Here is an 18,636-nt window from a genome sequence, read left to right as displayed (position 1 = left end):
ACCAGAGAGCGTTTCGTGACTACTGCCCAGTTTTCTTTTCCGGTCCGCGATGTCGAGCGCAAGGTGCTCGACCGAGTCGCCGAGTTGGCGGAGGGGTTTCGGGCCGTCGCGGCCGAGTACGACGAGCGGGCCGAGATCGCGGTGGGGCACCTGACGGCACTACACGACGCGGACGTCGATCGGGCGGTGTTACCGGAACGCGTAGGCGGGCTCGGGCTGAGCTACTCGGCGTTCGGGCACGTGGTGTGCGTGCTGGCGAAGGCGGATCCGTCGACGGCGACGATCTGGACGATGCACGCGGGGGCCGGGGTCGCGCTCGCGGAATTCACCAAGGAAACGCTCGGCTCGTTCTTCGCCGACGAGTTCCTAACGGGCAAGCGCTTTGCCAACGCGCTGTCCGAACCCGCCAGCGGGAACCGATTTCTCAATCCGCAGCAGGACGCTGTTCCGGTCGCGGGTGGTTGGTCGCTGACGGGGGCCAAGCGATTCGTCTCGGGCTGTGAGATCGCGGAATACCTGCTGGTGAACGCACGCGTCGATGACGTGCCCGCGTTCTTCGGGGTGGTGCCCGACGAGACGGTGTCGACCATTCCGATCTGGGACACCCTCGGTCTGCGGGCGACGCGCAGTCAGCTGCTGTCGTTCGACAACACGCTGCTGCGGGCCGAATATCGGGGCCGGGCACCAGGGTTCGGGGACTTCGCGGTGATTCCGGCCGGACTGCCCGCCATCTCGCTCGGCATCGCCGACGCGGCGCTGGACGCGCTGGTGGAGCACGCGCAGGCGCGGGTGATCCTCGGTAAGCCGCTGTCGCATCAGCAGTGGGTGCAGTACGAGGTTGCCGACGTGCAGACCAAACTGGCGGCGGCGCATGCGTTGTACGAGCGGGCGCTGTGGGAGGCCGACAACGGAGTGCCCAGTTTCTTCCCCAATCTGTCGCGGGCGAAGTATCTCGCCAACAAGATCGCCGTGGACGTCGCGCAATTGGGTGTGCGGGTGGGTGGTGCGTCGGGCTATCTCAAAAAGTCGCCTATCCAACGCCATCTGCGTGATGCCGAGGCGGGGCAGCTGATGGCGTACTCGACCGAGGTGATCGCCGGCGAGATCGGCAGGTCGGTGCTCGGCGTGCCGGAAGGCGAGTAGCCAGGGATCCTGGGGTGCTGCCGTTCGGCGTTTCGATCAGCCGATCGAAGCTGAAAATGCAAGGGCGGCAAGCCTGCTGGTGTTCATCGGGCGCTGGTCGAATGGCCTGGCATCGTTCGCCAGGGAGGACACGTCATGACCAGCACCGACACACATGCCAACGAGCCGGCCACACACGCCAACGGCGCAGGCACGCGGGCCGACGCCACCGTGGCGTCCCGCGTCGACGAACTGACCACGGTATTCGAGCGTGGTCTGCAGGAGAACCTCGGCGTCGGCGCGTCGCTGGGGATTCGCTTGGAGACCGCGGGAGACGGCTATACGCGGTACTACCTGGATCCGAATCCGGCCACCATCAACGCCATGTTCACCGTGCACGGCGGGGTCATCGCGACCCTGATGGACACCGCCATGGGCAGCGCCGTCTTCACCAAACTCGGTGACGGCGTTGCCTATACGACGCTGGAGCTCAAGGTGAACTTCATCCGTTCGGTCACGCTGGACGGTTCGCGACTCACCTGTGAGGCCAACGCGATTCACGTCGGCAGGCGGACCGCGACGGCGGAGGGCCGGATCGTCGACGGCAACGGCAAGCTGATCGCGCACGGCTCCACCACGATTCTGGTGCTCAACCCGGAGCAGTGAGCTGCGCCGAATGGCCCTGCCCCCGAGACACACTCGGGGGCAGGGCCATTTCGCTACTGTGCTCAGGCGACGGTGCGGCACTCCTCGATGAAGTGCACCAGCTCGTCGAGCCGATCGGTGCGGGCGTCCACGGCGCGATCGAGCACCTTCACCAGGTGCTCGTACGCCTCGGTGTGGTCGTAGGACGCCACGTCGGCGATCTTCAACGCCCAGCGCCAGTACCCACGCATGGTGTCGGCCAACGGCATTCGGAAGTTGGCGATCACGTCGCGGATCGGTTCGACCGTCGCGTCACCGTGCACCCGCAGGTATCGGCCGACTACGTCGGCCATGAAGCTGAAATGCCGTGCCTCGTCGCGGGCCAGCCGCGCCAGGACCGAGGCGAGCACCGGGTCGTCGACGACGTCCCGGAGATGCTGGTAGTACATCTGGGTGGCTTTCTCCTGCACCAGCGCGTAGGCGAAGAACTGCACCGGATGGTCGTAGGGCAGGTCGAACGGTTTCTGCCCCTCGACCGCCAATTCCGTACGCAGCGCGCCACGTTCGGCGATACCGGCCGCTTCCTGGTAGCGGGTCAGTGCGCGTGCGTGCGTGTCCTCCTCCAAGGCCCAGCGGACGGTGAAGTGGTACAGCTCGCGGTTATGGATGAAGGCGGCCCGGTCGACGGTGTCGTCGACCGGGAAATACCGGTGGTACACCTCGAAATAGCCGGGCAGGTGGTCCTCGATCAGCGTGACGAACTGCACCGCCGACCGTTGCCCTTCGGTGAGCCTGCCCGCGTCCGCGCGGGACCAGTCGAACGCGGTCTCGACATCCCAGGCGCGGGCGGCGGGGGAGGCGGCGAGGAAGCCGTCGACCGCCGCGGCCACCTCGTCGACCGGGAGCAGTGTCGATTCGATATCCATGTGCCTCTCCTGACCCTCAGCGGGCGTTACGGCACGTCAGTGCGTAATGCTTTGTGGTGTAGCCCCATCCGGCGTTGGCGATCTCCAGGTAGTGCCGCAGCTTGGCGGCCAGGCCTGGCCCGTGCGCGTCGATGCGCTCGGCGGAGGCGTACACATTGGCGATCCAGTCGTCGATGGTGCGCCGGTAGTGGTCGGTGAGATCGTCCACCGCGATGATCGAGAAGCCCGCGTCCTCGGCGGCGGTCACCAGGTCCGACAGCGGACGCAGATCACCCCAGCCGAAGATGTCCTCGCGCACGAACTCGGTGCCGACCCGGGTGTCGAAAGCGGTTCGCGCCGAGGCATTTCGGAAGCAACTCTCCGAGACGTACAGTGTGCCGCCGCGGCGCAGCACCGCGCGGGCGCGCCGGAAGACCTCGCCGAGGTCGGGCATGTGCACGATCGAACCGAGCAGGGTCACCGCGTCGACACTGCGGTGCGGCAGGTCGAGCTGTTCGAAATGGCCGACCCGGGTATGGACCCGCTCGGCGACCCCGCGCGCCGCCGCCTGCTCCGCGATGTACTCGTGCTGGCGCGGTGCCGGGCTGATACCCAGTGTGTCGCAGCCGAACTCCTCGGCCATGAACAGGATCAGCGAACCCCAGCCGCAGCCGACGTCCAGGAGTCGCTCGCCGCCACGCAGGCCGAGCCGGTCGGCGACGAACCGGAGCTTGGTGCGCTGCGCCTGCTCCAGGGTGTCGGTGTCGGAGGTGTACAGCGCGGAGCTGTACTTGCGCAGCGGATCGAGGAACTGGCCGAAGATATCCGGATCGAGATCGTAGTGCTGGTTGGTGTCGGCGGTGACGGTCATGCGGCCGCCTCGCTCAGCGTCCGATCCACGACCTTGACGACATCGTTCAGGGTGGACAGGCCGAAGACGTCCTCGTCCTCCAGTTCGATGTCATAGGTGCGCTCGATCTTGGCGACCATGCGCAGCACTCGCACGGAGTCGACGCCCGCCATGCCACGCAGGTCGACGTCGGGCCGCAGGTCGGCCTCGGCGATGCCGGTCTCGGCGGCGGCGATCTCGGTGACGGTGCGCAGGATGTCGGCGGGATTCGTCATGAGTGAACTCCATTCGTAGAGAAGGTATTCGCGGCGGACAGCGCGTCGGAGAGCAGGGTAACCTCGTCGTCGCCCAGGGTGAGCTGGTGGCGCACATCGTCGAGCGCGAACCGCTGGTAGGTGGCGGTGGAGGTGGCGCAGACGGCGCCGTTGCCGTCGAGGATCTCGGCGGCGGCCTGGATCGGCCGGTCCGGTGCCGGTGCGGACAGTGTTGCGACACAGCGGTATTCGTGATCCACGAGCAGTGGCGTGAGGAACCGGGTGCGCTGGGACACCGTGAAGGCCGGGTAGTTGCGCGCGAGCACGATGAGATTGCCCATCACCTCGTCGCAGATCACGCCGATCAGGCCGCCGTGCACGACACCGGGATACGACTCGAACGCACGGCCGAGCCGGAAGGCGGCCTGCAAGCCGTCCGGGTGCGGGGTGAACGCCAATCGCAGGCCGCTCGGGTTGTGTGGTGAGCAGCCGAAGCAGTGGTAGTCGGGGATGACCGACCATGGGACCTGGACCGTCGCGGCCTGCGGTGCGGGCTTGGGCTGGTCAACGGCAAGGGAGCGGTCCATGGCGCTAAGCGATCGCGTCGGCCAGCGCGCGGCGGACCTTGCCATTGCTCGACAGGTCCAATCCCGTCATGTTGGCGAAGGTGCGGCGCACCTTGTCGTGCAGTACTTCCAGCTCGCCTTCCGCGGCGACCTGCTCGAGGAAGAGCTCGAAGCCGGTGTCGATGGTCTCGTGGTCGCCGAGTTCGCTGATGCCGGCTTTGAAGGTGCTTACCGGATGTTTGATCTTCGCCTCGGAGCTGTACACGTACAGAGTCTCGAGTACCGAGGGCAGCTCGTCTGGACGTTGTGCGAGTCGCTTCGTCGCGTAGTGGATGAATTCGCGTGCGTGGCCCGCCTCGTCGCGACTCGCGTTGAGCAACAAGCCTTTCAGTACCGGCTCCTGCACCCAGGCGGCTACCGCACGATAGATGTGGTTGACCGTGAGCTCGGAGATGATGTTGGTCGCCAGCGTGGCCGACGGCGTGCTGCCGGGGGCGTACGGCTCGCGCATGGCGTCGACCGCCTTGTCGTCGACGCTCTCGCCGACGGCGCCGAGCCAGGCGCGAAACGCGTAGTGGTGCTGCACTTCCTGGTAGCCCCACACGACCGCGAAGGTGGAGAAGTCGTAGTCGTCGACGAATTCGTTCATGAAGCCGTGCACGGCGGCGATGACATTGGACTCGCCCATCGTCGCGCTCTTGGCCAGTGTCACGTATTCGGGGCGGACCAGGGCGCGGTCGACGGTGTCGAGGTCCAGGTCGGCCAGTTTCCAATGCAGGCGCTCGTAATGGCGGAAGACTTCATAGCTGTGCACCGGTGACTCCAGTTCGGTTGTTGGCGAATAGCCTTGGTGGTCAGTGCTTTCGAGTGGCGACGAGCTCGCGGGCGGCGAGCCGTTGCAGCTTGCCGCTGCTGGTCCGGGGAATGCTGCGCGGCGCGACCGGATACACCTCGACCGCGGCCAGCCCGAGCCCGGCCGCGATCCGAGCCTTGATCCGGTCGGCGAGTGCCGCGGCGGCCGCGCCGGTCAGTTCGGTTTCGGCGATGAGGGCGATCACGTCGGCGCCGTCGGGGTCGGTGGCGGCCGTGCAGCGACCCTTGAAGACGCCGTCGAGGTCGCGGACTGCTGCCTCGACGTCCTGGGCGTAGTAGTTCACGCCGCGCACGGTGATCATGTCCTTGCAGCGGCCGGTGACGAAGAGTTCGCCGTCGCGCAGGTAGCCGAGGTCGCCGGTGCGCAGCCAGCCGGCGGTGAACAAGCCGGCGACCGTTTCCGGTGCCGCGGTCAGGTAGCCGTCGGTGACCGATGGGCCCTGGATGAGGATCTCGCCGACCGCGCCGTCGGGCAGCTCGCGGTATTGGTCGTCGTGCTGACGGTCGGGCTGATCGCTGTGTTGGTCGTCGTGCTGGCCGACAATGCGCAGCCGCAGGCCGTCGACGGCGGAACCGACGCCCGCTACCGCCCGCGCGCCAGGTGCGTCTGCGGAAACACGTTGTGCCTGTGCGTCGTCCGCGAGCGTCGCTCGATCGACCCACTCGAACAAGGGTTCTCGGCCCAAGGGCGGAAAGGCGACGGCGAGCGTGGCCTCGGCCATGCCGTAGACGCCGAACATGGTCGTCGGCGCGAAGCCCGCGGGCGCGAAACGCTCACAGAACGCGGTGACTACGTCGCGGGAGATCGGCTCGGAGCCGTTGAACGCGATCCGCCAGTTGCTCAGGTCGTAGTCGGGCACCCGCTCCGGCGGTATCGCGGCGAGCAGTGCCTCGTAGCCGAAGTTCGGCATGGCGGTGATCGTCGTTGCGCTGGTAGCGAATTCAGCGAGCCAGCGCGCCGGATCCTTGACGAACGCCATAGGCGACCAGACGTGCGCGGGGATGCCGCGCAGGATGGCCGAGAGGGTGCCGAACAGGCCCATGTCGTGGAAGAGCGGCAGCCAGAAACCGCCGGTGTCGGCCAGGTCCAGTGCGATGCCGGTACGGATGGCGGCCAGGCCGCTGAGCACGTTGTGGTGGGTCAGGCGAACGCCTTTGGGTGTGGCGGTGCTGCCCGAGGTGAACTGCACGATGGCGAGGTCGTCCGCGCCGAGTACGGGCAGCGGAACGTCTTCGGTGTCGGTCGCGCTGAGTAGTGTTGCGGTGTCTATCAATTCGACGTCTACCGCGTCTTCGAGCAGTGCGGCCAGGTCCGCGAATCGGTGCGACATCAGTACCTTGCGCATGCCCGCGGCCGCGACGATGGCGGCCAATTTTTGCGGGTAGCCGCCCAGGTGCCGCGCGCCTGCGGGCAACGGCAGGGGAGTGGCCGCGCCGCCTGCCGCGGCGACCCCGAACAGGCTGGTCAGGAACTCGGGCGCGTTGGGGCACAGGATGCCCACCGGCTCGCCGCGCGGGACGCCGCGGCGAACCAGTGCGGCGGCGGTCGCGCGGGAGCGCCGGTCGAGCTCGGCATAATCCACGGTCTCCGACACCGACCAGAACGTGGCAGGCACCGCTGGGTGTCCGGCCGCGATGTCGGCCATGCGGCCGTGCAGGGTTTCGACCGATTCCGCAGAATTCATGACTGCCACGACAACAGCGCATTGTGACGGCGCCTTGAACTGATTGTGAATTGCGGTGTTCGATAAAGAAGCGCGATCAACCAATCGCAGTGCACGATAAAGGAATTCGACTATTGCTCGATAGGAACGGGTGATCGCCGCAGCTTCCGGGTGTCGGGAAGGCCGACGATGTACGCGAAATTACTTGCACAGCCAGGAATTACGTGCCGCTGAATTTTTGCCGGCGCCGTCCTTTCTGTTCAGTTATCCAGCTATCCAGGAGTTGCCGGTGAGTTCCGACCATTCGGCGGTCGAGGAATTGACCCCGGTCCAGCTGGCGGTCATCGAGAGCGTCGCACCGCACATGCGGCACAACCCGTATGGCAGCTACGAGGTGCTGCGCGGCGCGGGTCCGTTCGTGCCGGGCCCGCACGACATGCAGCTGGTGACCCGCCACCACGAGGCGCAGGCGATCATGCAGGACCCGCGCTGGAGCCATGCGGAGGAGCCGCAACTGCTGCACGGCGACAGCGATGTCGAGCTACCCGGGTCGTTCCTGTGGATGGAGCCGCCGGACCACACCCGGCTGCGCGGGCTGGTGAGCAAGGCTTTCACTGCGCGGACCATCAGCGGCATGCGGGAGCGGGCGGAGCAGCTGGTCGAGGACCTGATGGCGAAGATGCTCGCGGAGCGGGACGTCGATCTGCTGGACGCGCTAGCTTATCCGCTGCCGCTGACCATGGTGTGCGAGCTGCTCGGCGTGCCCGCCGAAGCGCATGAGCACGTGCGGGAGATTTCGACGAGCATCGCGCGTGGTCTGGATCCGGACGTGCTGCTGTCGCCGGACGAGCTGGCCGCGCGGACGGCCGCCGTGTACGCCTTTCTGGACTTCTTCGGCGAATTGGTGGAGGAGCGGCGCAAAGCCCCGCAGGCGGACCTGATCACGGCGCTGGTGCAGGCCGACGACGCGGGTGCTCGGCTGACGTCCACCGAATTGCTCGGCACGCTGCTGATCCTGGTGGTGGCCGGGCACGAGACGACGGTGAACCTGATCGGCAACGGGGTGCTGGCGCTCATCCGCAATCCGGACGAGTTCGAGCGGCTGCGGGCCTATCCAGAACTGTGCGAGCCCGCGGTGGACGAGGTGCTGCGCTACGACGCGCCGGTGCACCTCACCACCAGAACCGCACACGACGAGATCACCCTCGCCGGCCGCACTTTCGCGCCGGGGGACGCGGTGATCGTGCTGCTCGCCTCGGCCAACCGGGATCCGCTGGCGTTCCCCGAGGCCGACCGCTTCGATATCGCGCGGTATGCGCGTGGCCGAAAGTCGGAGCGGCACTTGTCCTTCGGACTGGGCCTGCACTACTGCCTGGGCGCGCCGCTGGCCCGGCTGGAGATGCAGGTGGTGCTGCGCGCACTCACCGAGTGCGTCGGCGTCATGACCTTGCTCGAAGAACCGCCGTACCGGCCGAACGTGGTCGTGCGCGGCATGTCACAGCTTCGCGTCCGGCTGGAGGGCAGATGAGACACGGCCGCGCACTGATACAGGAGCCACGATGAGCACTGCTGTTCCCGCCGATGTCACCTTCGATGCGTTCGAGCCGAGCGAACGGGCCGACCCGTATCCGGCCTATCGCCGGGTGCGGGACGCCGCGCCGTTGTTCCCCTATGCCTTCGGCGATGTCCCGGTCACGTTGATCACCCGCTACGAGGAGTGTGCCGCGATCCTGACCGGCGCCGACTGGGGGCACGGGTACGCGGCGGGCATCAGCCCGTTCCGCGACACCACCGCCGCGATCCCCGGCTCGTTCGTCCGGATGGACCCGCCCGAGCACGGCCGCTACCGCAAGCTGGTGGCCAAGGCGTTCACGCCGCGGGTGATGGCCGAGATGGTGCCGCTGGCCGGGCAGGTGGTGCACGATCTGATTGCGGCGGCGGTGCGGCGCGGCGAGCTGGATGTGCTGAACGACCTGGCCGTGCCGCTGGCCGTGGCGATGGTGCCGGTGCGGCTGCTCGGTGCGGACCCGGCCGACGGTGCGCTGTTCCGGCAGTGGCAGTTGGCGATCGCCCGGGGCAGCGACCCGGATTCGCTGCTCGGCCCGGACGAGGTGGCCGCGCGCGGCACCGCGGCGATGGAGTGCATGGGTTACTTCGCACGGCTGATCCAGCAGAAGAAGGCGAAGCCGACTTCGGATCTGCTCGGCACCTTGGTCGCGGCGAGCGCGGACGGGCAGCTGACCGAGCCCGAGGTGATCGGTATCGCGCTGCTCACGCTGGTCGCGGGTATGGAGACCTCGATCAATCTGATCGGCAACGGGATGCTCGCGCTGCTGCGCAACCCGGAACAGCTTGCGCTGCTTCGGGACAACCCGGCGCTGATCGGGCCCGCGCTGGAGGAGATGCTGCGCTACGACGCGCCGACGCAGTTCACCATTCGGGTTGCGCTGGCGGACACGATGGTCGGCGAGCATCGGTTCCAGCGGGGCGACGGCGTGGTCGTGCTGACCGCGTCGGCGAGCCGGGACGAACGGGTCTTTCCCGACGCCGACATCTTCGACGTCACTCGGTACGTCGGAAATCGGCCCGCGCGTAAGCATCTCGGGTTCAGCCTCGGTATCCACTACTGCGTCGGGGCGCCGCTCGCGCGGATCGAAGCCGAGGCGGCGATCGGCCAGCTGCTCGCGCAGGCGCCGAAGCTGGCGTTGGCCGCCGAGGTGGTCGAATACCAGCCGAGTCTGATCCATCGCGGCATCATGGCGCTGCCGGTGACGCTGTGACCGAGGGACGGCATGCGGTCGTGCTCGGCGCGGGCATCGCCGGATTGCTGGCCGCCCGGGTGCTTTCCGAGCATTTCGCGCAGGTGACCATCGTCGAGCGGGACAGCGTCGAGGGGGCGGGCGTCCGACGGGGTGTGCCGCAGGCACGGCACCTGCACGGCCTGCTCGATCGTGGGCGCACCATCATCGAACAGCTGTATCCGGGATTCACCTCCGAGCTGGCCGGGCGCGGCGCGACCACCGCGGAGGCGCTGGTCGGAACTCGCTGGCACGTCGGCGGATTGCGGGTCGCGCCGACGTCGACGGGACTGACCTCGGTGATCGCGACCAGGCCGCTGCTGGAATCCGTGCTGCGGCAACGCACGCTGGCCACGCCCGGTGTTCGGCTGTGCGAAGGGGTGGCCGGTGGGCTGATCGGCGACGCCGATCGGGTGCGCGGGGTCACGGTCTCCGGTGCGTACGGGGCGCAGGCGCACGCGGCGGATCTGATAGTCGACGCGAGCGGGCGTGGCTCGCGGGCGCCGATGTGGCTGACCGCATTAGGCGCACAGGCTCCTGCGGAGGAGCGGCTCGAGGTCGACCTGGGGTACGCGTCGCGGATGTTCCGGCGCACACCGGGGCAACTGGGCGGTCACTCGTCGGTGATCATCTCTACCGGCGCGAACGGCCGTGGCGGCGGGGCGGTTCGGGTCGAGGGTGACCGCTGGCACGTCACGTTGGCCGGGATGCTCGGCGACCATCCGCCGACCGATCCGGAGGGGTTCGCGGCGTTCGCACGCAGCATTTCGGCGCCGGACATTCACGACCTCGTGACGTCGTCCGAGCCGCTCGATGATGCTGTGCCGCATCGCTTTCGGGCGCCGGTGCGTCGCAGGTTCGAGCGGCTCGCCGCAGTGCCTGCGGGGTTTCTGGTGCTCGGTGACGCGCTGTGCAGTTTCAATCCGCTGTACGCCCAGGGGATGGCGGTGGCAGCCCAGCAGGCGCTCGCTCTGCGTGATTGTCTTGCCGACGGTGCCGAGGCGGACGAGCTGCCTGCCAGGTTCTATTGCGCCGCAGGCAAAGTGGTGGACGTCGCCTGGCAGCTCGCCGCCGGCGCGGACCTGAGCCACCCCGGTGTGCTCGGCCCGCGCACACTACGGACCCGCCTCACCAATGCCTACGTGGCGCGCGTGCACCGTGCCGCACATGTCGATCCGCTGGTCGCGCGGACGTTTCTGCGCGTGGCCAACCTGGTCGAGCCGCCGACCGCGCTGCTGAGCCCGCGCATGGTGCGTCGAATCCTGCTGCGCGGCAATGGAAAAGCTGCCAGCGTCGCCGAACTCGGCGGGCAGACGTCCGTCGACCGTACCCCGATCCTCATCGAGCCGACGAGGTGACGCACCGCATCGTCGCGGGCAGGCACCTCCCTATCCATTCCGAACGCTGACGCATTCCGAACGACTGGCGGCACCTGCTCGGTGCGCCGTACAGGAGGGACCACCCGACATGGATTCGTCGCACGCGAGCACGGTTGTCGCGGAACAGGATTCCGTACAGACCGCGATCGCTCACTTGTTCGGCCCGGAGGGCCGAGCCGACCCGTATACGCCCGCGCGGGTGCTGCGCGAGGCGGGGCGACTGCACCAGACCCCGCTCGGCCATCACCTGCTGACCCGCTACGAGGACTGCGTCGCGGTGCTGTCGACCACCGCGTGGAGCCACGCGGAAGAGGCTGCGATGATGCACCCGACGGTGTCGCCGGAGGACGCGCCCGAGGAACTGCCCACCTCGTTCCTCTGGATGGAGCCGCCGGACCACACCCGGCTGCGCAATCTGGTGACCAAGGGCTTCACCCCGCGCATGGTGACCAGGTTGCGGCCGCGCATCGAGGAGCTCACCGAGCAACTCGTCGACAAGGCTTTGGCGGCAGGCGAATTCGACCTGGTCGAGTTCATCGCCTACCCGTTGCCGCTGATCATCGCGTGCGAGCTGATCGGTGTTCCGCCGGAGGCCTACAACCAGGTGCACCAGTGGTCGCAGGATCTGGCGCGCGGTTTCGACCACGACTACACGCTGCCGGAGGAGGCGTTGCGGGCACGTAGCGCTGCCTCGCGCGGATTCATGGGCTACTTCCGGGAGCTGCTCAACGAGCGGCGCAAGGATCCGAAGGATGATCTGCTCAGCGTGCTGTCGCAGGTCGAGGACCGTGGTGATGTGCTCACCGAGCAGGAGTTGCTGGCCACCTGCATCACCACTTTCGTGGCCGGACACGAGACCACCGCGAATCTGATCGGCACCGGCCTGCTGCAGCTGATGCGCAATCAAGATCAAATCGCCGCGTTGCGTGCGCGTCCCGACCTGTGTGCCGCGGCGCCGGACGAACTGCTCCGGCTCGAGCCGTCGGTGCAGATCACCACCCGGGCGGCGACCAAGTCGATCACGGTGGCCGGCCACGACTTCGAGCCGGGCGATGGCGTTGTGGTGCTGATCAATTCGGCCAATCGCGACGATGACGCGTACCCCGACCCGGATCGGGTCGACGTGGCGCGGTACTCCGATCCGATGAATCCGGCGAAGAAGCACCTCGGGTTCAGCCTCGGCATCCATTACTGCCTGGGCGCGCCGCTGGCCCTGCTGGAGATGGAGGTGCTGCTCGAGGTGTTGCTGCGTAAGGTGCGGGATATCGAGGTGCTGACCGACACGCCGCCGTATAAGCCGAATGTCGTGATCCGTGGGCTGGAGTCGTTGCCCACGCGAGTTACGCCTGTCTAGTCGGCCTCGGGTCGAGATGCGAGACCCGGTGCCGGAGGGGCACCGGGTTCGCTCGCTTATGCCCCGGGGCAGAGTCGCCTCGGTGCGTTGTCGGTCTCGAGCTTCGCGTCTACGCAGCCCGCGGGGAGGTCTTCGTAGGTTTGTGTGCCGAAGTTGGCGGTGACCGTCAGTGTGCCGTCGCCGAATGTGCTGCGTTGCACCAGATGATCTGCGGTGAGCCACTGGAAGTCGGTCATCGGTGCGGTGCCGGCTGCTTCGTGCAGCGGTGCGAAATACTGTTGCAGGCGGGCGATCTCGGCGCCATGGGTGGTGAGTTGCTCCTGGTCCAGTACGAGGTTCAGGGGGGTGTTGTTCAAGATCGAAGTCAGCGCCCGCATCGTTTGTTGTTGCGGCAGTTTGTAGTACGGCAACTCCCAGCGGTCCAGGTTGATCACCGAGTCGTGCAGCACGGTTTCGTAGAGCGGGACTCGGTAGGCCGGGTCGAACATGGCCTTCGCTACAGCTGCGGGTAGTTCGGCGGGCTGGAAGAAGTTGCGCGGGGCGCGCGCCGGCGCCCAGCCGCCCCAGGTTTCCTTGTCGCGCTCCGCCTTCCACAGCAGATCCGAGACCGGTGTCTGGGAGCCGTGGCTGTAGGCGAGCACCGTGCTTGCCCACGCGCCTGTCGACTCCGAGCCGAGCACCTGCTTGCGGTCCTCGGCCAGGGCGCGCATGCGGGACAGCCGGTTGGTGCGGTCCTGCTGCTGGTTCATCGGGTGCTGGGGGCTGTAGTCGTCGAAGAACTCGCCTGCGGCGTCGACGTCGAGGAAGTAGGTGTTCGCGCCGTTGGCGGTGATGCTCGCGTACCTGTCGTCGAGCAGGCGCGGATGTTGGGCCAGGGCTTGGGAACTGAGGTAGCAGCCGCGATTGCCGAAGCCGGTGCGCGGCTTGCCGTCCGCGTCGTGCACGCAGCCGGTCGGCCACATCGGGTCGGGCCAGCGGGAGCTCGGGTTGTCGGCGGTGGCCGGGTCCTGGGCGTTGGCGTACGAATCGTAGGGTCCGGCAAGGTATCCGGCCTGTTTGGCGGCGTCGATGGCCTCGCGGGTCATCGGGTCGTCGCCCGCGTCGTAGCCGAGCCACATGCGGGTCAGGCCGAGGTCGCGCATCTTGCGGATGGCGTCGGGGGTGCGGCCGTCGCCCCAGAGGTAGGCGTGGAAAGCGCCGAGGAGCTGGGAGATCGCGGGGTTCTGCTGGATCTTGTCGGTCAGGGATTTGAATTGGCCGTGTTGCATCAGCCAGGCGCGGTAGTCCTTGGCCGCGGCAACCGGTGACGCGTCGGTCAGTGCGAAAGTGACTGTGTAGTCACGGGTATCCGCTCTGGCCGCGAAGTCGTGTTCAGCTGTTGCGCGGAGTTTCCCGCCGACTGAGTTGACCGTCAGGGTGGTGCCGATGTCGGTGGGGGCGAGGTAGCTGACGCCGCGGTCGCCGATGCGGTAGGCCCAGAACGGCATGGTCAGTCCGGCGGTCAGGTCGAGCGGATTGTCGATGAGGGTGGCGTCGGGGGAGTTCCAGAAGGGGTCGTCGACGGGGAGCGACAGTCCCTCGCCGCGCGGGAGCTGGAGGGCGCCCGCGGCGGGGTCGGTGCCGGTGACCGGCCAGGCCAGGCGCTCGTCGCGGTCGCTGTGCAGGACGACGCGGAGGCGGCCGTCGGCGGCGTCGGCGGAGGCAGTCAAGCCCTTGTCGGGGTAGGTCCAGGTGGCCAGGTCGCCGGTGATCCGGATCGGACCTGCGGCGCCGAGCCCGGGCGCGCCATCGGAGATGGCGATGCGTGCACCGTCGTCGACGAGTCCGGTGATCGCCAGTGATGCGGTGTCCACCTCCGCCTGGCCGCCGGCGATCGGTACGAGCACGTGGTCGCCGCGTTGCTGTGGTCGCGTGTTGTCGGGGTTGCTGTCGCAGGCGGTGATAGTGAGGCCCGCGATCAGTAGAACGGTGGTGAAGGCGATACCTCGGTAGGTGTGTTCGATGCTCCGACGTCTCATGCCCGGCACGTTGCCGAAGCCGGATGAGAGTTCGATGAGACGACATGAGGGTCCCCGGCCTGCGCGGATCCGATCCGTAGTATCCGGAAGATGCGCGTGTTGGTGGTGGACGACGAGGACGCGGTCCGGGAGGCGCTGGTGCGCGCGATGGACAGCGAGGGTTATGAAACCCGCGCTGCGGGGGACGGTGCGGCCGCGCTCGCCGAGATCCAGCGGTGGCAGCCGGAGGTGGTGCTGCTGGATGTGCTGATGCCGTTCATGGACGGGCTGACCGCGTGCAGGCAGTTGCGCGCGCGGGGGGATCGCACTCCGATCTTGATGCTCACCGCTCGCGATGCGGTCGCCGATCGGGTGGACGGGCTCGATGCCGGCGCGGACGACTACCTGGTCAAGCCCTTCGACCTGGATGAACTGCTGGCCAGGGTCCGCGCGTTGGTTCGGCGCACCTACCCCGATGACGGTGCTGTGCTGTCCTGCGCGGATCTGGTCATGGACACCACCGCGCACGAGGTTCGACGGGGCGCCCGGCTGGTGGAACTCAGTCGCACCGAGTTCGCGCTGCTGGAGGTGCTGTTGCGCAACGAAGGTCAGGCGCTGCCGCGGGAGACGCTCATCGAACGCGTGTGGGGGGCCGGGGTGGGTTCGACGTCGAACTCGCTCGAGGTCTACATACGGTATCTGCGGCGCAAGCTGGAGGCCGACAACGAACCCCGGCTGATCCACACCTTGCGCGGTATCGGCTATCGGCTGGCTCCGCCGTGAGGCTGCCGGGTTCGCTGCGTGCCCGTATCGCGCTGTTCTGCGTGGTCGCGATTGCGGTCGCGCTGGCGGGGATGGGAATGGCGGCCTACGTGGTGGTCGCGCATGAACTCGACCGTTCGCTCGACCTCGGACTGCGCCGGGAAGCCACCCGGATCAGCCGTACGGTGGCCACCGACCCCGAGGTGGCGACTGCGTCCGGGCCGTGCCGGTACCTGACCGCGCCGAGCTGCGTACAGGTGGTGGGCGCGGACGGGCGGATCGAGTCCGAGCACGACCCGAACCAGCCGCTGCCGGTCGATGCGGCTACCGCAGCGGTAGCGGCAGGCACGCGACCTGCGTACTTCAGTGATATCCGGCTCGACGGGTATCCGCTCCGGATGTACACCGCGCCATTGCGTTCCGGTAGTGCGGTGCAGATCGCGCAGCGCGCTGATCCTGTGGATACGAGCCTGCGCCGCGTCGCCTACGCCCTGCTGGCCGCGGCGGCGGTCGGGACGTTGCTCGCCATCGGGGCGGGGTTCGTTGTCGCGCGTCGGGCCGTCGCGCCGGTCACCACGCTGACCAGGGCCGCCGAGCGCATCGCGAGCACCAGGGATCCGCGCCAGCACATCACCGTCACCGGACCCGACGAATTGCGCAGCCTGGCAAGCAGTTTCAACACCATGCTCGACGAGCTCGATCAGGCGCTGACCGCCGAGCGGAACTCCCGTGCGGCCCAACACCGTTTGATCGCCGACGCTTCGCACGAACTGCGCACGCCGCTGACGGCCCTGCGTACCAACATCGATCTGCTGCGCCGGGCCGCCCGCCTCAGCGGCGAACAACTCGATGAAACAGCGTCCGCCTTGCGTATTCAGTCCGAGGAGCTGTCCGGTCTGGTCACCGATCTCATCGACCTCGCGCGTGCCGACGACCCGGCCGCCGCGCCGGAATCCTTCGAGGAACTACGGCTCGACCTGCTGGTGGCGGACTGTGTCCGGACCGCTGAACGGCACTGGCCGACACTGACATTCGAGTCCGAGCTCGAGCCGGTCACCATCAGCGGTGCGCATGCTCGGCTCGTTCGCGCTGTCACCAACCTGCTCGACAATGGCGCCAAATTCAGTCCACACGAAGGCGTCGTCCAGATTGCGTTGCGGCACAACGAATTGACCGTGCGGGACCATGGGCCCGGGATACCGCCGGAAGATCTCCCGCGCATCTTCGATCGCTTCTACCGCTCCACGACCGCGCGGGCGAAACCCGGACACGGCCTCGGCCTGGCCATTGTCCAGCAGGTAGCGGCTCTGCACGGCGCCGAAGTCACCGCCGAATCCGCTCCGGGCGGCGGCGCGCTCTTCCGGCTCACCTTTCCGTCGGCGGACTGAGCCACCGGAGGATTTCCGCTTCTTCGAAAATCCCCAGATTTGCCGCTGGCGTGCTGAGCTCGGAAGGAGAAATATAGGCGTGCAACCGCCAGCGGGAGCGGCGATTCGAAGCCGGGCCGCGTCCGCTGTTCGCCACGAGATGGGAGCGGACTGTGCACGAGGTCACCGATACCCCTGAGGCGCCGCCCGGTGCGGCCGCGGATGAGCTCGCGGAGCGCTACACCTGGGAGATCGTCCATGACGGGGTGACCGTTGATTCGGGGGAAAGCCGACTAGGCGAACCGCATCCGCTGACCGGTAGCACTGCGGGGCAGTACTACGAGGTCGCGTGCGGACTGTTCGAGCAGGCCTGCGACACGGTGGTGGAGGAACACCGGTACGAGGTGATGATGGCGCGCGTCGACGGGAACCCGGAACCGCGCCCGGTCACCGTGGTCACCGTGCTGCTGCGCTATGCCGACGGCAGCGTCGCGATATCCATGACGGCTCATCCGCGGCATCGGCCGATCACCGACAAGGACATGACGGAGTACCGGGAATACCTGGAGTGGGCCGAAGAAGACCATCGCCGCTTTCTCCAGCGCAAGACACTGACCGACGAAACCTTCGACCTGCCATGGGAATCCACCGAAGAGGAATGGGTTCCGGACGAAGCGATCGATCAGACCGACCCGCGGTTGACTCGAATCGCCGAACTGGAAGGCGAAGCCGCCGACATTCGTGCCGAAGTTTTCGATCCGGATCATTGCCGCGAACTCCGGTTCCGTGCCGAGGAGAAGCTGCGTGCGGCGCACGCAGCGGCAGTTGAGGCGGAGGCCGGCGGGGATGACGCGGCACTGGCCGCAGCCGAGCGCGAAGTTGTCCGTCGCACCGAACGTCTCGCCCGGTGGACGACTCTGCTCACCGAAACGACTGCCGCGTACCTGCAGGCAGCGGCGCTCGACGCGGAGGCCGCCCAGGTGCGGCGTGCGATCCAGGCCGACAACCAAGAGGCCGAAGCCGGATCGGTGAGCGAAGGCGAGTAGTCGGGCGGGCCTGCCCCGCTGTTCCGGTGCCTACCGAGCGATCGGCAGGCACCGGGCTGGTTCACAGCGCGAGTAGCGCTCGGTGGCCGATGCGCGGATCGGCCAACGGGCGCAAGGCGATTCGCATCAGGGCGAGGGCGTTGTCGTCGCCTGCGATGCGGTTCGCTTTCAGGGCCCCGCAGGCGAGACACTGGTGCACCAGCTGCCATTCGCCGTTGTCGCGGGCGGACATGCTCACCGCTTCCATCCGGCCCCGGCACTGCTCGGCCCGGTCGCCGGGGACGCGTCGGTCCACGTGGCGGCTGGACAGGCAGTGCGGGCAGTGGTTGCGGTGGGCGGTGCCCGGCGCGGTGACGGGCACGTCCATGCGGCAGCCGACGCAGCGGAACGCGTCGCCGGATTCGCCTGCGCGGCCGTGCAATACGTCCTTGGTGCGTTGTGGGCGGCGGACCGCCGGTTTCCTTCGTGGCATGTCGCACCTCCCTACAGATCGCCGAAAACTTCGAGGGGGAACGGAGGTTCGGCGAGCGGGCGGACCGCCATGCGCATCAGGATGAGCTGGTTGTCGTCGCCGCACACGGGGTGCAGCGCCAGCTCGTGACAGCGGGTGCAGCGATGCACCACGGCCCATTCGCCGGTGCGCAGCACGGCAATCGACAGCGGCGCCATTCTGGCGCGGCAGTCGGAGGTGCCGCCCTCGACGTGGTCGTGGGTGTGCCGTGAGTTGAGGCAGCTCGGGCAGTGGTTACGCCAGCTGTTGTCCGGCGCGAGCGTGGCCACGACGAGGCCGCAGCGCACGCAGGTGAAGGTGTCGGTACGCAGCGATGCGCTGGGACCGTGAGAGGTGTTGTCTGACACCCGGATTACTCCTTTGCTGAGGGCTTGATGCAGTTACAGCAGGAGCAGGCCGAGCGCGCCTCGGAAGTATTTAGCGGCGGTTGGCTGTGCGGGCGTGGGCGGAACCGGTGCGGCTCGGCGCCACGCGGTGAGGCGCGCTCGGCGCGGTCCGGGTCATAAACACTCTTTCTTCCGTGGGCTGTCAGCCCGGGCAAAC

Annotated in this window: 18 protein-coding genes; 9 read left to right on the top strand and 9 right to left on the bottom strand. The window is 67.7% G+C overall.

Going from position 1 to position 18,636, the window contains the following annotated elements; translation table 11 throughout:
• Positions 1 to 15 precede the first annotated feature (15 nt).
• Both IBX18_RS31925 and IBX18_RS31920 read left to right on the top strand, forming a co-directional pair.
• Complete coding sequence (locus IBX18_RS31925; RefSeq protein WP_306796507.1) at positions 16 to 1,143, top strand: acyl-CoA dehydrogenase family protein; 1,128 nt, start codon at positions 16 to 18, stop codon at positions 1,141 to 1,143.
• Between the two features lie 135 nt (positions 1,144 to 1,278).
• Positions 1,279 to 1,788 carry a PaaI family thioesterase gene (locus IBX18_RS31920; RefSeq protein WP_194837210.1) on the top strand — a complete coding sequence of 170 codons (510 nt, stop codon included), beginning with the start codon at positions 1,279 to 1,281 and terminating at the stop codon, positions 1,786 to 1,788.
• 62 nt (positions 1,789 to 1,850) lie between these two features.
• Here IBX18_RS31920 and IBX18_RS31915 read toward each other — a convergent pair whose 3' ends face one another.
• The 6 genes from IBX18_RS31915 to IBX18_RS31890 are packed head-to-tail and all read right to left on the bottom strand — an operon-like array spanning position 1,851 to position 6,900.
• Positions 1,851 to 2,693 carry an acyl-ACP desaturase gene (locus IBX18_RS31915; RefSeq protein WP_194837209.1) on the bottom strand — a complete coding sequence of 281 codons (843 nt, stop codon included), beginning with the start codon at positions 2,691 to 2,693 and terminating at the stop codon, positions 1,851 to 1,853.
• Between the two features lie 16 nt (positions 2,694 to 2,709).
• Positions 2,710 to 3,543, bottom strand: a complete 834-nt coding sequence (locus IBX18_RS31910) for a cyclopropane-fatty-acyl-phospholipid synthase family protein (protein WP_194837208.1) — start codon at positions 3,541 to 3,543, stop codon at positions 2,710 to 2,712.
• On the bottom strand, positions 3,540 to 3,797 hold the full coding sequence (locus IBX18_RS31905) for an acyl carrier protein (protein ID WP_194837207.1): 258 nt from the start codon (positions 3,795 to 3,797) through the stop codon (positions 3,540 to 3,542). The genes IBX18_RS31910 and IBX18_RS31905 overlap by 4 nt, the downstream gene beginning before the upstream one ends.
• Positions 3,794 to 4,363: a PaaI family thioesterase gene (locus tag IBX18_RS31900; RefSeq protein ID WP_194837206.1), complete on the bottom strand. Its 570-nt coding sequence runs from the start codon at positions 4,361 to 4,363 to the stop codon at positions 3,794 to 3,796. The genes IBX18_RS31905 and IBX18_RS31900 overlap by 4 nt, the downstream gene beginning before the upstream one ends.
• Before the next feature lie 4 nt (positions 4,364 to 4,367).
• Positions 4,368 to 5,156, bottom strand: a complete 789-nt coding sequence (locus IBX18_RS31895) for a ferritin-like domain-containing protein (RefSeq protein WP_194837205.1) — start codon at positions 5,154 to 5,156, stop codon at positions 4,368 to 4,370.
• Positions 5,157 to 5,196: 40 nt separating this feature from the next.
• Entirely contained in the window at positions 5,197 to 6,900 is a 1,704-nt protein-coding gene (locus tag IBX18_RS31890) for an AMP-binding protein (RefSeq protein WP_194837204.1), read from the bottom strand.
• A gap of 268 nt (positions 6,901 to 7,168) precedes the next feature.
• Here IBX18_RS31890 and IBX18_RS31885 point away from each other — a divergent pair, with 268 nt between their 5' ends.
• From IBX18_RS31885 to IBX18_RS31870, 4 genes are all read left to right on the top strand, one after another.
• The gene (locus IBX18_RS31885) at positions 7,169 to 8,407 is read left to right on the top strand and encodes a cytochrome P450 (protein WP_194837203.1); all 1,239 of its coding nucleotides are present in this window, start codon (positions 7,169 to 7,171) and stop codon (positions 8,405 to 8,407) included.
• Between the two features lie 31 nt (positions 8,408 to 8,438).
• Positions 8,439 to 9,659, top strand: coding sequence for a cytochrome P450 (locus IBX18_RS31880; RefSeq protein ID WP_194837202.1), 1,221 nt, complete (start codon positions 8,439 to 8,441; stop codon positions 9,657 to 9,659).
• Positions 9,656 to 11,035 carry an FAD-dependent monooxygenase gene (locus tag IBX18_RS31875; RefSeq protein ID WP_194837201.1) on the top strand — a complete coding sequence of 460 codons (1,380 nt, stop codon included), beginning with the start codon at positions 9,656 to 9,658 and terminating at the stop codon, positions 11,033 to 11,035. The genes IBX18_RS31880 and IBX18_RS31875 overlap by 4 nt, the downstream gene beginning before the upstream one ends.
• A gap of 109 nt (positions 11,036 to 11,144) precedes the next feature.
• Positions 11,145 to 12,410: a cytochrome P450 gene (locus IBX18_RS31870; RefSeq protein WP_194837200.1), complete on the top strand. Its 1,266-nt coding sequence runs from the start codon at positions 11,145 to 11,147 to the stop codon at positions 12,408 to 12,410.
• 56 nt (positions 12,411 to 12,466) lie between these two features.
• Here the strand turns inward: IBX18_RS31870 and IBX18_RS31865 are convergent, their stop codons facing one another.
• The gene (locus IBX18_RS31865) at positions 12,467 to 14,428 is read right to left on the bottom strand and encodes a glycoside hydrolase (protein WP_194837199.1); all 1,962 of its coding nucleotides are present in this window, start codon (positions 14,426 to 14,428) and stop codon (positions 12,467 to 12,469) included.
• A 90-nt stretch (positions 14,429 to 14,518) separates the two neighbouring features.
• Between IBX18_RS31865 and IBX18_RS31860 the strand changes: the two genes are divergently transcribed.
• From IBX18_RS31860 to IBX18_RS31850, 3 genes are all read left to right on the top strand, one after another.
• Positions 14,519 to 15,190, top strand: a complete 672-nt coding sequence (locus IBX18_RS31860; RefSeq protein WP_194837198.1) for a response regulator transcription factor — start codon at positions 14,519 to 14,521, stop codon at positions 15,188 to 15,190.
• Positions 15,187 to 16,557, top strand: coding sequence for a HAMP domain-containing sensor histidine kinase (locus IBX18_RS31855; RefSeq protein ID WP_306796506.1), 1,371 nt, complete (start codon positions 15,187 to 15,189; stop codon positions 16,555 to 16,557). The genes IBX18_RS31860 and IBX18_RS31855 overlap by 4 nt, the downstream gene beginning before the upstream one ends.
• 152 nt (positions 16,558 to 16,709) lie before the next feature.
• Complete coding sequence (locus IBX18_RS31850; protein ID WP_194837197.1) at positions 16,710 to 17,582, top strand: hypothetical protein; 873 nt, start codon at positions 16,710 to 16,712, stop codon at positions 17,580 to 17,582.
• Positions 17,583 to 17,643: 61 nt separating this feature from the next.
• On the opposite strand, the gene IBX18_RS31845 is transcribed toward IBX18_RS31850, so the two are convergent.
• Together IBX18_RS31845 and IBX18_RS31840 are read right to left on the bottom strand one after the other, a co-directional pair.
• Positions 17,644 to 18,054: an RNHCP domain-containing protein gene (locus IBX18_RS31845; protein ID WP_107656108.1), complete on the bottom strand. Its 411-nt coding sequence runs from the start codon at positions 18,052 to 18,054 to the stop codon at positions 17,644 to 17,646.
• A gap of 11 nt (positions 18,055 to 18,065) precedes the next feature.
• Entirely contained in the window at positions 18,066 to 18,440 is a 375-nt protein-coding gene (locus IBX18_RS31840) for an RNHCP domain-containing protein (RefSeq protein WP_107656109.1), read from the bottom strand.
• Positions 18,441 to 18,636 lie beyond the last annotated feature (196 nt).

Source organism: Nocardia sp. XZ_19_369, from assembly GCF_015355715.1.
Classification (GTDB): Bacteria; Actinomycetota; Actinomycetes; order Mycobacteriales; family Mycobacteriaceae; genus Nocardia.
The sequence above is the reverse complement of the archived record's forward strand: the minus strand, read 5'-3'. Positions and strand labels throughout refer to the sequence as shown.